We start from the raw sequence: 14,684 nt of genomic DNA, 5'->3' as shown, positions 1-14,684 counted from the left end.
GGTTTCATTCCGCCGCCCTCATCCGCCTAGCCGGTCCCGTCCCGCGCGACCGTCACCGCACTCCACCGGCGACCGTCACCGCACTCCACCGGCGACCGTCTCGGCCAGTACGGCCCGCCAGGCGAAGCCCTGCGAGCCCCGGGCCGCCTGCGGCCAGAGCGCCGGCAACTTGCTGCCGTGTTCGACCCCCACCACCCGCCAGCCGCTCTGCATCAGCCCGAGTGCCGCCGCGCCGTGCGCGTGGTTCGCCTCCTCGCGGGCCTGCGGGTTCAGGTTGAGCCAGGTCGAACTGTCCACCAGGAACGCGATGCAGGTCGCGCCGTTGCCGCGCAGCCCGGCCAGCAGGTCCGCCTCGGCGGTGGTCAACGCGCCGAGCAGTGCGATGACCAGCCCGCCGTCGGAGCGTTGCCGGACCCGCTCCACAAGCGTAGCCACGTCGCCGCGCTGGCTGGGCCGGACGTCGGCGAGGTAGTCCAGCAGCAGTCCCTCGCCACCGGCGTCGTTCGCGCTGGCGTCGATGCCGGAGTCGCTGACCAGCCGCAGCTTGTAGCCGGCCTGCCGCAGGTGCACGGCGATGCTGGCCACCGCCGAGACCGCCCACTCGAAGCTGGCGGTCGGCCCCTCGCCCCGGTGCGCGAACGCCCGGGTGTCCAGCACCACCGTCGCCCGGCTCTCCCAGGGCTGCTCCTCCCGGCGCACCATCAGCTCGCCGGTGCGGGCGGTGGACTTCCAGTGCACCCGGCGCAGGTCGTCGCCGCGCCGGTACTCCCGGGTCGCCGCGTCGTCCTCGCCGTGCACCGCCACCGAGCGGGCCCGGCTCTCCCCGGTCCCCGCGTACTCGCCGGCCAGCCGGACCGAGGGCAGCGGGGTGACCTGCGGGATGACGGTGAGCGGGTCGACGCTGGGGAAGGCCCGGGTCAGCTCGCAGAGCCCGAACGGGTCGGTCAGCCGGATCACCAGCGGGCCGACCTCGTAGCGACCGCGCACGTCGGCCCGGACCGTGTACGCCACCGAACTGGCCTGGTGCGCGCCGAGGCGTTCCAGCACCACCCGGGGGCGGCTGCCGAGCGCGTACGGCAGCCGGTCCTCCAGCAGCAGCGTCCCGGTCGGCAGCCGGGACATGTTCTGCAACCGGAGTACCACCCGGGAGCTGGCACCGACCGGCACCCGGTGCGGCTCCAGCGAGCGGCTGCACGCGAGCTTGTAGCGGCTGCGCCCGACGTAGAGGGCAGCGAGCAGCGGCAGTACGCCGAGCAGGATGGCGACCCGGAGCAGGTCCTTCTCGCCGAGGATCAGCGCGGAGATCGCCGCTGCCACGGCGGCGGCGAGGAAGGACCGCCCCCGGGTGGTGAGACCGCGCAGCGCCTCGCGCACCGTCATCGCCTCCGCGGCTCGTACTGCGAGCGCCCGGTGCTGCCGTCCCCGGAGGGTGGCCGGGTGTCGTAGGGGGAGCGCTGCCGCTCGTGCGGCAACGCCAGCCGGTGCACCAGGTCGGAGATGATCGCGTCGGTGGTGCGCCGGGCGAGCTGCGCGTCCGCGGTGGAGATCACCCGGTGCGCCAGCACCGGCACCGCCAGCGCCTGGAGGTCGTCGGGGAGGACGTAGTCGCGCCCCTCCAGCGCGGCGACCGCCCGCGCGGTGCGCAGCAGTTGCAGGGTGGCCCGGGGGGAGGCGCCGAGGCGCAGGTCGGGAGCCTCGCGGGTGGCGGTGACCAGGTCGACAGCGTACTGCTTGACGGCGTCGGCGACGTGCACGTCGCGGACGGTGGCGATCAGCTTCCGTACGGTGGCGGCGTCGGAGACCGGACGCAGCTCGTGGATCGGGTCCCGACCGCCGTGCACGTCCAGCATGGCCAGCTCGGCACCCGGGTCCGGGTAGCCCATGGCGATCCGGGCGGTGAACCGGTCGCGCTGCGCCTCCGGCAGCGGATAGGTCCCCTCCATCTCGATCGGGTTCTGGGTGGCGATCACCATGAACGGGGTCTGTAGTTCGTAGGTGACGCCGTCGACCGTGACCTGCCGCTCCTCCATGCTCTCCAGCAGCGCGGACTGGGTCTTCGGCGAGGCCCGGTTGATCTCGTCGCCGACCACCAGGTTGGCGAAGACCGCGCCCGGCTTGAACTCGAAGTCGTGCGTCTCCTGGTTGTAGACGCTGACCCCGGTGACGTCGCTGGGCAGCAGGTCGGGGGTGAACTGGATGCGCCGGACCGAGCAGTCGATCGACCGGGCGAGCGCCTTGGCCAGCTTGGTCTTGCCGACCCCCGGTACGTCCTCGATCAGGAGATGGCCCTCGGCCAGCAGGACGGCGAGTGCGAGCCGGACCGTCGCGGTCTTGCCCTCGATGACCTCTTCGATATTGGCCACGATCGCGTCGCTGGCGGCACGGAACTGGTCGCTCGGCAGCGCGCCGCCCAGTTCGTCCCAGGTCTGTTGAGTCACGGGCCTCCTCCTCGTCGATCACGGCCGCCGCCTAATAAGAGTCGTTGGGCCGGCCGTATGGTTCGCGGGAGAATACGTCCGTCCGGAGTAACCGGATCACCCGCATCACTCAGGCTAACCGCATTCGGCGGGAGAGCCGAGCACACCCGAGAGCCCGGGGTCGGATCCTGGCGCCGGTATCGGGTGCGACAGCCCTGCCGGGGGCGCGGTACGATGACCGCATGTCCAGGGTCCACCTGCTCCTTAGCGAGCCGTGCTGACGCGACAGACAGCGACAGCGCGGCCACCCCTCCTGCGTGAGGGGCTTTTTTATGCCCGGAGAACGGACCCCGGCCCACAGACCTGAATTCGGTGCTCAGCCAGCTCGGTCGACCAGGGCGGAGCGACGAGGATGTAGCGAGGAGACGACATGACCGAGGCAGCCGAGCCGGCGGCGGACATCCCGCCGTTCCGGTACACCGCCGCGCTGGCCGGCGAGATCGAGATCCGCTGGCAGGACCGGTGGGCCGAGCGGGGTACCTTCCGGGCGCCCAATCCGGTCGGGCCGCTGGCCGACCCCGACCACCCCCGGGTGGACGCGGAGAAACTGTTCGTGCTGGACATGTTCCCGTACCCGTCCGGTGCCGGGCTGCACGTCGGGCACCCGCTGGGCTACATCGGCACCGACTGCTACGCCCGCTACCAGCGGATGGCCGGGCGGAACGTGCTGCACACGATGGGCTTCGACGCGTTCGGGCTGCCCGCCGAGCAGTACGCGGTGCAGACCGGCACCCACCCCCGGACCACCACCGAGGCGAACATCGGCTACTACCGCTCGCAGCTGCGCCGGCTGGGGCTGGGGCACGACGACCGGCGTTCGGTGGCGACCATCGACACCGACTACTACCGCTGGACCCAGTGGATCTTCCTACAGGTCTACAACTCCTGGTACGACACCGCCGCCGCCCGGGCCCGGCCGATCGCCGAGCTGGTCGCCGAGTTCGAGTCCGGCACCCGGGCCACCCCGGACGGCCGCCCCTGGGCGGAGCTGTCCGCGACGCAGCGGCGGCGGATCGTCGACGACCACCGGCTGGCGTACGTCTCCGAGGCGCCGGTCAACTGGTGCCCGGGCCTGGGCACCGTGCTGGCCAACGAGGAGGTGACCCCGGACGGCCGCTCCGACCGGGGCAACTTCCCGGTCTTCAAGCGCAGCCTGAAGCAGTGGATGATGCGGATCACCGCGTACGCCGACCGGCTGATCGAGGACCTGGACGCGCTGGACTGGCCCGAGCCGATCAAGCTGCAACAGCGGAACTGGATCGGCCGGTCGACCGGCGCGCACATCGAGTTCCCGACCGCCGCCGCGCCGATCCGGGTCTTCACCACCCGGCCGGACACCGTCTTCGGCGCCACCTACATGGTGCTGGCCCCGGAGCACCCGCTGGTCGAGTCGCTGGCCGCCGACGCCTGGCCCGAGGGGACCCGGGACGCCTGGACCGGCGGGCAGGCGACCCCCCGGGCCGCGGTGGACGCCTACCGGAAGGCGGCCGGCGCCAAGACCGACATCGAGCGGCAGGCCGAGAACCGGGAGAAGACCGGGGTCTTCATCGGGGCGTACGCCAGCAACCCGGCCAACGGCGCGCAGATCCCGATCTTCATCGCCGACTACGTACTGGCCGGCTACGGCACCGGCGCGATCATGGCGGTGCCGGCGCAGGACGAGCGGGACTGGGAGTTCGCCGAGGTCTTCGAGCTGCCGATCGTGCGTACCGTGCAGCCGCCGGAGAACTTCGACGGCAAGGCGTACACCGGGGAGGGGCCGGCGATCAACAGCGCCGCGCCGGACCGCGGCCTGGACCTGAACGGGCTGTTCGTCGCCGACGCCAAGGCCAGGATCATCGAGTGGCTGGAGGCGAACGGGCACGGCTCCGGCGCGGTCACCTACCGGCTGCGGGACTGGCTGTTCAGCCGGCAGCGCTACTGGGGCGAGCCGTTCCCGATCGTCTACGACGAGCAGGGCAACCCGCACGCGCTGCCCGAGTCGATGCTGCCGGTCGAACTGCCCGAGGTGGACGACTTCGCGCCGCGCACCTTCGACCCGGACGACGCCGACTCCGACCCGGAGACCCCGCTGTCCCGGCGCAAGGACTGGGTCGAGGTCGAGCTGGACCTGGGCGACGGGCCGAAGCGGTACACCCGGGAGACCAACGTGATGCCGCAGTGGGCCGGCTCCTGCTGGTACGAGCTGCGCTACCTGGACCCGACCAACGCCGACCGCTTCGTCGACCCGGCCAACGAGGCGTACTGGATGGGCCCGCAGTCGCCCGGCGACCCGGGCGGCGTCGACCTGTACGTCGGCGGCCAGGAGCACGCCGTGCTGCACCTGCTGTACGCCCGCTTCTGGCACAAGGTGCTGTTCGACCTGGGCCACGTCTCGTCCTTCGAGCCGTACCGCCGGCTGTACAACCAGGGCATGATCCAGGCGTACGCCTTCCAGGACGACCGGGGCAGCTATGTCGAGGCCGCCGAGGTGAAGGAGGACGACGGCCGGTACTACTTCGGCGACAAGCAGGTCACCCGGGTCTACGGCAAGATGGGCAAGTCGCTGCGGAACGTGGTGACCCCGGACGAGATGTGCGAGGCGTACGGCGCCGACACGTTCCGGGTCTACGAGATGTCGATGGGCCCGCTGGACGTCTCCCGGCCCTGGGAGACCCGGGCGGTGATCGGGGCGTACCGGTTCCTGCAACGGGTCTGGCGGACCATCGTCGACGAGCAGACCGGGCAGCTGCGGGTCACCGACGCCCCGGCCGACGAGCAGACCCGCCGTCTGCTGCACCGGATCATCGACGGGGTCCGGGGCGACCTGGACGGCATCCGGATGAACACCGCGATCGCCAAGCTGATCGAGCTGACCAACGGCCTGACCAGGCTGGACGCCACGCCCCGCGAGGTCGCGGAGCCGCTGCTGCTGATGCTGTCGCCGTTCGCACCGCACATCGCGGAGGAGCTGTGGCAGCGGCTGGGGCACGCCGAGTCGCTGGCGTACGAGCCGTTCCCGGTGGCCGACCCGAGCCTGCTGGTCGCCGAGTCGGTGACGTACCCGGTGCAGGTCAACGGCAAGGTCCGGGGCCGGGTCGAGGTGCCGGCGGAGGCGACCGAGGAGGAGATCCGGTCCGCCGCGCTGGCGGCGGTCGCCGACCAGTTGGCCGGTCGGGAGCCGCGCAAGGTGATCGTGGTGACCGGCCGGATGGTCAGCGTCGTCGCCTGACCTCCCGTCGTCGCCTGACCTCCCGTCGGAGAGCCCGCCTCCCTCACCGGGCGGCGGGTTCCCGGCGTCACCGGGCGGCGGGCTCGCGGGGTCACCGGGCAGCGGGTCCGGCCTCGACCTGGACGCCAGAGGCGTTATGGCAGCGTCGTAGCGCCTCTGGTGTCCAGGTGAGCGGCCCAGGTGAGCGGCCCAGGTGAGCGGCCCAGGTGAGCGGCCCAGGTGAGCGGCCCAGGTGAGCGGCTGCCGGCGGCGCAGGGAGACGGCGGCGCAGGGGGCGGGCGGCGCAGGGGGCGGGCGGCGGTTCGGAGTTGCCCGCGGTGGCTAGGGTGCGTTCCGGCGGCGCCCTCGGGGGCGCCGCCGGGCCGGAGCGGCCGGGGGAGGGCGGGTCGGGCATGGCGGATCGGGACCTGGCGGAACACCGGGCGGACCTCGCCGCGCTGGCGGACGCTGAGGCGCCGTCGACCGACCGGCTGGCGGCGGTACGCCGGCTGCTGGCCCGCGCCGACGACCGCCCCGAACTCCGGCAGCCGGTGGCGGACGCGATCTGCGCACACCTGCGCGCCACCGCGCCACTGGAGTCCACCGTCCCGGTGCTCCGAGCCACCGGCCCGGCGGACCGTTCGGCGAATCGTCCGGCGGATCGTCCGGCGAACCCTCCGGCGGATCGTCCGGCGGCCGGGACGGAAGGCACCGACGAGCGGGAGACCGACCTGCGCCGGGCCGCCCTCGACCTGCTCGCCGCCCGGCTGCGCCCCGGCGGTCCCGGGCCGTGGCCGGAGATCGACCTCGACCTCTCCGGTACGACCCTGGTCGACGTCGACCTGCGCGGCTGCGAACTGGCCGAGGGACGGTTCGCGGACACCCGGTTCGTCGGCACGGCGTCGTTCGAGGGCGCCAGCTTCGACGGCGACGCGCTCTTCCCGCGTACGGTCTTCGAGGGCGACGCCCGGTTCGACGGCGTCCGCTTCGGCGGCGAGGCGGTCTTCGGCCGGGCCCGGTTCCGGGGCGTCACCGGGTTCGCCGGTGCGCGGTTCGACGCGATCGCCTGGTTCGGCCGGGGCGAGGAGACCCTCTGGGAGGACGACCCGGCCTGGGAGGCGATCGAGGAACTCTCCCCGCTGCCGTGGGACGAGCCGAACGAGACCGATCCGCAGTGGCCGGTCGCGGTCCTGATCGAGGACTACCAGGACTGGGAGGAGGGCGGCGACGGGGCGCGTTTCGCCGGGCCGGTCTCGTTCCGGGGTGCCCACTTCGGCGGCCCGGCCTGGTTCTACCAGGCCCGGTTCGGTGCGGTCGCCGACTTCCGGGAGGCGGGGTTCACCGCCCGGGTGCATCTGGACCAGCCGGCCGTGCGGCTGACCGGCGCGCACTGGTCCGACGAGAACGACGACGGCTACGGCGAGACGTACTGGCCGCTGGGCTGGGCGGTGGAGTCCGGCACCGGCCGGCTGGTGCCGGACGACGACGTGCACCCGTACGCCGGGCAGCTCGGTGACCCGGACCCGGAGATCCGGCGGGCCGGCCTGCGCCGGCTGGCCGTACTCGGCGACAGCCGCCCCGAGCTGCGCCAGCGGGTCGTCGACGCCCTCTGCGCCTACCTGCGTACCCCGCTGCCGTTCCGGGTCACCGGTGACCTCGATCCCGGGCAGGCCGAGGAGTTGCGGCTGCGCCGGGAGGTTCAGCAGGTGCTCGCCGATCGGCTGCGCCCGGCCACCGAGCCGTACTGGCCGGAGCTGGACCTCCAGCTCTGCGGCGCCACCCTGGTCGAGCTCGACCTCAGCGGCGGTGCGGGCGGGTACGCCGACTTCGTCGGGGCACAGTTCCACGGCTCCACCAGCTTCGCCGGCTGCCGCTTCGAGCGGACCGCCTTCGACCTCGGCACGGGCAGCGGAGTCGCCACCTTCCACGGCCCGGTCGACGTCAGCGGGGCCCGGCTCGGCGCCGATTCGCCGCTGCCCGGGTAGCCCCGGGGGTGCGGTTCAGAGCAGGTCCTCGACGGTGATCGGCAGGTGCCGGATCCGCCGGCCGGTGGCGTGGTGGACGGCGTTGGCGATCGCGGCGGAGGTGCCGACGATGCCGATCTCGCCGACCCCCTTCACGCCGAGCGGGTTCACCACCGAGTCGGGTACCTCGATGGTCTCGACGACGACGTCCGGAACGTCGGCGTTGACCGGTACCAGATAGTCGGCGAGGTTGGCGTTGGCCCAGCGCCCGGTCTGCGGGTCCATCCGGGTCGCCTCCAGCAGCGCCTGGCTCAGCCCCCAGAGCATCCCGCCCATCAGTTGGCTGTGCGCGGTCTTGCGGTTGAGTACCCGGCCGGGGGCGAAGACGCCGACCAGCCGGCGTACCCGGACCAGGCCGAGGTCGGCGTCGACCGCGACCTCGGCGAACTGCGCGCCGAAGGTGTGCATCGCGTGGTCCGTCATCGGCGGCAGGACCGGCTGCCAGGTGCCCACCGTCTCGACGTCCGGGATGTGGTTCCGGCCGAGCAGCTCGGCGTAGGTCTCGCCGACGTCGGGGCGGTCGCGCAGGCACATCCGGCCGTCCCGGACCACCACACCCGCCGGGTCGGCGCCGTGCAGCGGGGAGTGCTGGTCCGCCACCGCCTGCCCGACGAGCTGGTCGCGGAGCTGGGTGCAGGCCAGGTGTACCGGCGAACTGGTCGCCCCCGAGCCCGCCGAGCCGACCGCGGAGGCGACGTTCGGCAGGTCGGTGGTGCCGCCGAGGAACCGTACCCGGTCGACCGGCAGGCCGAGGCCGTCCGCCGCGACCTGGGTCATCGCGGTCAGCGCGCCGGTGCCGAACTCCGAGATGCCGGCCTCGACGACCGCGCTGCCGTCGAGGTAGATCCGGGCCCGGGCCCGCTGCGGGCTGATCGGGGCGGCCACCGGGTAGGCGGCGGTGGCCATTCCGGTACCGATCTGCCAGCGTCCCTCCCAGCGGACGCCGGGGGTCGGGTCGCGCTCGGCCCAGCCGAAGAGTTCGGCGCCGCGCTGGTAGCACTCCTTCAGGCCCTTGCTCGACCACGGCTTGCCGGTGTCGGGGTCGACGTCGGCGTGGTTGCGCAGCCGCAGCTCGATCGGGTCGATCCCGGTGGCGTACGCCAGTTCGTCCATCGCGGACTCCAGCGCGAACATCCCGGTCGCCTCGCCGGGGCCCCGGGTGAAGGTCGGGGTGATGATGTTGCCCCGGGCCAGCCGGTAGCCGCCGGCGTAGTTCGGCGAGGCGTAGCTGATCGCGGCCGACTCCAGCGAGGTCTCGGCCCAGTCGTCGAAGTGCGAGGTCAGCGAGATCTTGTCGTGGGTGAACGCGACCAGCCGACCGTCGCGGCCGGCGCCGAGGCGGATCCGCTGCTCCTGTTCCTCCCGGTGCCCGCAGGAGTGGAACATCTGGTCGCGGCTGAGGGTGAGCCGGACCGGCCGGCCGACCTGGCGGGCGGCGAGCGCGGCGAGGGTGACGTGCGGCCAGATCAGCGCCTTGGACCCGAAGCTGCCGCCGACGAAGTGGCTCACCACCCGCACCTGCGTCGGCGGCAGGCCGAGCAGTTCGGCGACGCTGAGCTGGGTGGCGGTCGGCCCCTGCGTCGAGTCGTACACGGTGAGCCGGTCGACGTCGTCCCAGACCACGGTGGTCGTCGACATCTCCAGCGGGTTCTGGTGGTTGGCCGCGAAGCCGTACGTCAGGTCGAGGCTCAACTCGGCGTCGCGCAGCCCCGTCTCCGGGTCGCCCCGGGTGGGATTGCGGCCGGGTACCAGCCCGCCGAAGATCCGCTCCGGCTGGTAGCTCTGGTCGCGTACCTGGTCGAGCAGGGTCGCCGACGGTGTCTCGGCGTAGCTGACCTGGACCAGGGTGCCGGCGTACTCGGCCCGCTCGATGGTGTCGGCGACGACGATCGCGACGGGCTGCCCCGCGTAGTGCACCACGTCGTCCTGCATCGGGAAGAAGCTCTGCCCGTGCGCGACCAGTCCGGCCAGCGACGGGAAGAGCTTCGGCTGGGCGGCGACCCGGGGCAGGTCGAGGTGGGTCAGCACCGCGCAGACACCGTCGGCGACCGTGGCCTGCCGGCAGTCGATGCCGATGATCCGGCCGCTCGGCACCCGGGCGCCGACCAGCACCGCGTGGCCGAGGTTGGGCAGGTTCAGTTCCCCGGAGTACCGGGCCGCGCCGGTGACCTTGGCCCGGCCGTCCACCCGGTCGAGGGCGGCCCCGAGCACCGGACTCATCTGCGCACTCCGTTCATGGCGGGTTCCCGTCCTCGCTGACCATCCGGGCGTCGCCGGTGACCATGCGCAGCGCCCGTACGATGGTGCGCCGGCCAAGTTCGATCTTGTACGCGTTCATCGCGTGCGGCACCGCGTCGGCCATCTCCGCCTCGGCCGCCGCCCGGAACGACTCGACGGTGGCGGGGGCGCCGACGAGCACGGACTCGGCCCGACGGGCCCGCCAGGGTTTGCTGGAGACACCGCCGAGCGCCAGCCGGACGTCGGTGACCACCCCGGCGTCCAGCGCGACGGCGACCGCCGCCGAGGCGAGTGCGAACTCGTACGATTCCCGGTCCCGCACCTTCAGATAGATCGAGGTACTGGCCATCGGCAGCGGCGGGATCTGCACGGCCACCACGAGTTCGCCGTGCGCGATCGGGTGTTCGCGGTCCGGGGTGTCCCCGGGGGCGAGGTAGAAGTCGTCGGCGAGGATCTCGCGATGCCCGCCCGGCCCCTGGGTGAGGACCACCGCATCCAGCGCGACCAGCGCGACGGCGAGGTCGGAGGGGTGGGTGGCGATGCAGTGCTCACTGGTGCCGAGGACGGCGTGGCCGCGGTTGACGCCGGTCATCGCGCTGCACCCGGTGCCCGGCTCCCGCTTGTTACAGGCCGCCGCCACGTCCCGGAAGTAGCCGCAGCGGGTCCGCTGCATCAGATTGCCGCCGATGGAGGCCATGTTGCGCAGTTGCGCGGAGGCGCCGAGCAGCAGCGCCTGGGAGACCATCGGGAAGCGGCGCCGGACCGGCAGGGCCTGGGCGACGTCGCTCATCCGGGCGACGGCACCGATCCGTACCCCGCCGCCGGGCAGCTCCTCGACCTGCCGCAACGGCAGGTCGTTGATGTCGACCAGGCGCTTCGCGCTGGCGACGTGGATGCGTTGCAGGTCGACCTCGGTGGTGCCGCCGGCCAGGAAGGTGCTGCCCGGGTCGGCGGCGACCGTGCCGATCGCGGTGGCCACGTCGGCCACCCGGGAGTAGCTAACCGGTCGCATCGGGCCCACCCGTTCCGGCCTCGTCCCGGACCTGCCGGATGGCGGCCCGGATGTTCGGGTACGCCGCGCACCGGCAGATGTTGCCGCTCATCCACTCCCGGATCGTGTCGTCGTCGGCGGCGTGCCCCTCGGCGAGGAACGCCACCGCCGACATGATCTGTCCGGGGGTGCAGTATCCGCACTGGAAGGCGTCCTGGCTGATGAACGCCGACTGCATCGGGTGCAGGTCCACCCCGTCGGAGAGCCCCTCGATCGTGGTGATCTCGCGGGTCTCGCAGGTGATCGCCAGGGTGAGGCAGGCCAGCACCCGCCGCTTGTCGACCCAGACCGTGCAGGCGCCGCAGGCGCCCTGGTTGCAGCCCTTCTTCACGCCGGTGAGGTCGAGCCGGTCGCGCAGCGCGTCCAGCAGGCTGACCCGGGGCTCGACCAGGATGCTCCGGATGCTGCCGTTGACGGAGAGCCGGACGACGGTCGCGTTCGGGCCGCGTACGACGGCGGTGTCGGCGACCTCGACCGCACCGGCTGTCTCGGCGTACGACTTCACCCGTCACCTCGCTGAGCAATGCTGCGCGGAGATCGCGCCCGGCGGGAATGCCCACCGCCGGGGCCGGGGGTCGCCCGGCCCCGGGGTGAGGCTCGGCCATCCGTCCTCCCGGGCTGCCGCTCCCGGAGGACGGTGGTGCGATCAGCCTATCGACGAAGAATCCTTATAGGGCAAATACCGCGAAATGCACAACGTGCCGGTAATCGCCTGGGCTGGGTGGGGTTGGCTACTCCGGGTTCGTCGCCGGCTGGTCGACCCGGGGGCGCCGGTCGTCGGCGCCGACCGGCCCGGTGCGGCGTTCCGCCCGCCACCAGCGCACCGCCAGCACGCCGGTGGCGACCAGGCCCACCGCGCCCGGGGTGACCGCCAGCCAGTTCACCTCGTCCGGCGAGACCGCCGCCGCACCCACCGCCGCGTAGCCGAACGCCGACGGGGTGGCGGCCAGCACGCTGCCCAGCAGGAACGGCCCCAGCCGCGCGCCGGTGGTGCCGTAGCCGTAGCTGACCAGCCCGAACCCGCCGATCGGGATCAGCCGTACGCTGACCACCCCGAGCACGCTCTGCCGGGCGAACCAGCGGTCGAGCCGGGCCAGCCGGCCGCGTACCCGTTCCGCGACGAACTCCCGACCGAGCAGCCGGCCGACCGCGAAGCCGGTGAGCGCGGCGATCAGGGCGGCGGCCAGGGTGTAGCCGGCACCGAGCAGCGGCCCGAAGATCGCCCCCCAGACCACCGTGATCGCCGTCCGGGGCACCAGCGCGACCAGCAGCAGCGCCCCGCCGCCGATCGCCGCGACCGGTGCCAGCCGGCCGAGCCGGTCGGCCAGCCGGGGCAGCTCGGCCACCTCGGGCCGGGGTGCGAGCAGCAGTACCAGCCCGAAGAGGCCGAGCACCAGGAGCAGTACGGTGAACCGCGCGACCGACCGCTGCCGGAGCAGCCGCCGGACGCGTCCGATCACTGCCGGGCGGCGGCCAGCGCGGCGCTGCGTTCGGCCCGCAGCCGCTCCGACCAGGTGTCGTCCAGCGGCGGTAGCTGCGGCACCCCGATCGCCCAGCGCAGCAGCAGGTCCGCCAGGGCCGGGTTGCGGGCCAGCGCCGGCCCGTGCGAATAGGTGCCGAGCAGCTTGCCCCGCCAGGCGCCCTCGGTGCTGCCGTCGTTGCCGACCCCGGTGCTGACCCGGGCCAGCGGGGAGACTCCGGCGCCGAGGTGGGTACGCCCACCGTGGTTCTCGAAGCCGCTCAGCGGCGGCAGCCCCAGCCGGGGGTCGATGGCACCGGCGATCTCGCCGACCGCCCGGGACGGTCCCCGGTCGGAGTGCAGGTCGAGCAGGTCGAGGCCGGCGCACTTGGTGCCCTTGGCGAAGAACGAGCCGCCCAGCAACTGGTAGCCGGCGCAGACCGCGAAGACCACCGAACCCTGCTCGGCGGCCCGGCGCAGCCCGCCGTCCGCGATCAGCCGCTGCGCGCCCAGCGCCTGCGGGCCGTCCTCGCCACCGCCGAGCAGATAGATGTCGGCCGAGACCGGCAGCCGCTGGTCGGAGCGGATCTCGATGCACTCCACCGGCAGGCCGCGCAGCTCGGCCCGGCGGGCCAGGATCAGCATGTTGCCCCGGTCGCCGTAGGTGGAGAGCAGGTCCGGATAGATCCAGACGACCCGCAGGTTGCTCTCCCCACCGGCCGGGCCGGGCGTGCGGTAGACGGGATCAGTCGACACGGTCCAACTCCGCTCGGATGTCCTGGAACGCCGTGTAGTTGGCGATGACCTCGAGCCGCCCCGGCGGGACGCTCGTGATCGCTTCGGTGAAGGTCCGTACGTGCTGGAACGGTACGCCGTTGATGTCCAGCCGGACCGCGAGGTCGTACGCCCGGTCGCCGGTGATCAGCACCTGCCGGCCGCGCAGCGGGGCGAAGTCGACGTCGAAGAGCCAGGAGGTGTCCAGCCCGTCGGGGTCCCGGGCGTTGATCGAGAGGAGTGTCGGCGCCTCCTCGGCCATGTCGAACGCCTCCAGCCAGCTCGCCGGGTTCTTCGCCAGCAGCAGCCGGATGGTCCGGCCGTCCCTGATCACCTGGGCGTACCGGCCGGCGACCGAGGCGACCCCGCCGAGCCGGGAGACCGCGTCGGTCGGGCGTACCCCGAACTCGGCGGCCACCGCCAGCGCGGTCGCCGCGTTGCCGAGGTTGACCCGGCCGGGCAGTTGCAGGACCACCTTGTGCCAGTCACCGGCCGGGTCGACCACGCCGTCGTCCTCGACCACCCACTGCGGCTCGGGCCGGCGCAGCCAGCAGCCGGTGCACCACCACTGGTCGGCCAGCCGCTCGATCGGGGAGCCGCACTCGGGGCAGACCCAGGAGTCGTCGTGCCAGCGCTGGCCGGCGCTGAACCAGGTGACCGGTGCCGGGGTCAACTGCGGGCTGCGGGTCGCCGGTGGGGTCGCCGCCCAGACCACCATCGGGTCGTCGGCGTTGGCGACCACCCGTACCGACGGGTGCCGGACCAGCGCGGCCCGCCAGAGCTGGGCCATCATCGCCACTTCCTTGGCCCGGTCGAGCTGGTCCCGGGAGAGGTTGAGCAGGGCCACCACCCGTGGCTCGGTCGCCTCCAGCACCTGGGCCAGGTAGTGCTCGTCGACCTCCAGCACGGCATAGGGGGTACTGCCGGCCTTGGCCAGCGCCGAGGTGTGCCCGGTGGGCATGTTCGCCCCGAACGAGTTGGTCGCCACCCGGCCGAGTACGCCGACCGCCGCCGCGGTCAGCCGGGTCGTGGTCGTCTTGCCGTTGGTGCCCGACACCAGCGCGATGGCCCGGCCGGACGACAGGTGGGCCAGGAGATCAGGATCGATCTTGAGACCGATCCACCCGCCGATCACCGAGCCGTCGCCCCGGCCGGCAGCCCGGGACAGGGCCGCGGCGGTCCGCGATACCGAACTGGCCACCTTTGCCCGGAGAGGCATCTTCCCGTCCGTCACGCGAGCGAGGTTACCGGACGGCGCCGGCTGGGTGACCGCCGCACGAAAGTACCGGACGGCCCGGGACACGCCCCGGCGGCCGGGCCGGTCCCGCCGAACCGCCCGGACCGGGTCCGCCGGCCCCGGATGCCGGGGACCGGGTCTGCGCGACCTGCTTGTCCGGGCCGGTCGCGCGGCTGCCCGGCGACTCGGACCGAGGACCCGACCCGGGACGTACCCGGTTGCTAGGCTCGGCTG

Annotated in this window: 10 protein-coding genes; 2 read left to right on the top strand and 8 right to left on the bottom strand. The window is 73.2% G+C overall.

Annotation, left to right across the window (positions count from 1 at the left end):
- Positions 1-75: 75 nt before the first annotated feature.
- Together C6361_RS28340 and C6361_RS28335 are read right to left on the bottom strand one after the other, a co-directional pair.
- The gene (locus tag C6361_RS28340) at positions 76-1,374 is read right to left on the bottom strand and encodes a DUF58 domain-containing protein (protein ID WP_107271236.1); all 1,299 of its coding nucleotides are present in this window, start codon (positions 1,372-1,374) and stop codon (positions 76-78) included.
- Positions 1,375-1,376: 2 nt separating this feature from the next.
- Positions 1,377-2,438: a MoxR family ATPase gene (locus C6361_RS28335; RefSeq protein ID WP_107261400.1), complete on the bottom strand. Its 1,062-nt coding sequence runs from the start codon at positions 2,436-2,438 to the stop codon at positions 1,377-1,379.
- A gap of 409 nt (positions 2,439-2,847) precedes the next feature.
- On the opposite strand from C6361_RS28335, the gene leuS reads away from it, so the two are divergent.
- Together leuS and C6361_RS28325 are read left to right on the top strand one after the other, a co-directional pair.
- The gene (leuS, locus tag C6361_RS28330) at positions 2,848-5,688 is read left to right on the top strand and encodes a leucine--tRNA ligase (protein ID WP_107269578.1); all 2,841 of its coding nucleotides are present in this window, start codon (positions 2,848-2,850) and stop codon (positions 5,686-5,688) included.
- 392 nt (positions 5,689-6,080) lie between these two features.
- Positions 6,081-7,652: a pentapeptide repeat-containing protein gene (locus C6361_RS28325; protein ID WP_159079514.1), complete on the top strand. Its 1,572-nt coding sequence runs from the start codon at positions 6,081-6,083 to the stop codon at positions 7,650-7,652.
- A gap of 15 nt (positions 7,653-7,667) precedes the next feature.
- Here C6361_RS28325 and C6361_RS28320 read toward each other — a convergent pair whose 3' ends face one another.
- The 6 genes from C6361_RS28320 to C6361_RS28295 form a co-directional block, all read right to left on the bottom strand.
- On the bottom strand, positions 7,668-9,911 hold the full coding sequence (locus C6361_RS28320; protein WP_107269576.1) for a xanthine dehydrogenase family protein molybdopterin-binding subunit: 2,244 nt from the start codon (positions 9,909-9,911) through the stop codon (positions 7,668-7,670).
- A 13-nt stretch (positions 9,912-9,924) separates the two neighbouring features.
- Positions 9,925-10,941, bottom strand: coding sequence for a xanthine dehydrogenase family protein subunit M (locus C6361_RS28315; RefSeq protein WP_107271235.1), 1,017 nt, complete (start codon positions 10,939-10,941; stop codon positions 9,925-9,927).
- Positions 10,928-11,383 (bottom strand): (2Fe-2S)-binding protein, encoded by a 456-nt coding sequence (locus C6361_RS28310; protein WP_234359670.1) that lies wholly within the window; start codon positions 11,381-11,383, stop codon positions 10,928-10,930. The genes C6361_RS28315 and C6361_RS28310 overlap by 14 nt, the downstream gene beginning before the upstream one ends.
- A 328-nt stretch (positions 11,384-11,711) precedes the next feature.
- Complete coding sequence (locus tag C6361_RS28305; RefSeq protein WP_107269574.1) at positions 11,712-12,440, bottom strand: TVP38/TMEM64 family protein; 729 nt, start codon at positions 12,438-12,440, stop codon at positions 11,712-11,714.
- Positions 12,437-13,195, bottom strand: coding sequence for a type 1 glutamine amidotransferase (locus C6361_RS28300; protein ID WP_107261389.1), 759 nt, complete (start codon positions 13,193-13,195; stop codon positions 12,437-12,439). Before C6361_RS28300 ends, C6361_RS28305 begins: the two co-directional genes overlap by 4 nt.
- Complete coding sequence (locus tag C6361_RS28295; protein ID WP_107264300.1) at positions 13,185-14,432, bottom strand: Mur ligase family protein; 1,248 nt, start codon at positions 14,430-14,432, stop codon at positions 13,185-13,187. The genes C6361_RS28300 and C6361_RS28295 overlap by 11 nt, the downstream gene beginning before the upstream one ends.
- Between the last annotated feature and the right edge of the window lie 252 nt (positions 14,433-14,684).

This window comes from Plantactinospora sp. BC1, from assembly GCF_003030345.1.
GTDB lineage: Bacteria > Actinomycetota > Actinomycetes > Mycobacteriales > Micromonosporaceae > Plantactinospora.
The sequence above is the reverse complement of the archived record's forward strand: the minus strand, read 5'-3'. Positions and strand labels throughout refer to the sequence as shown.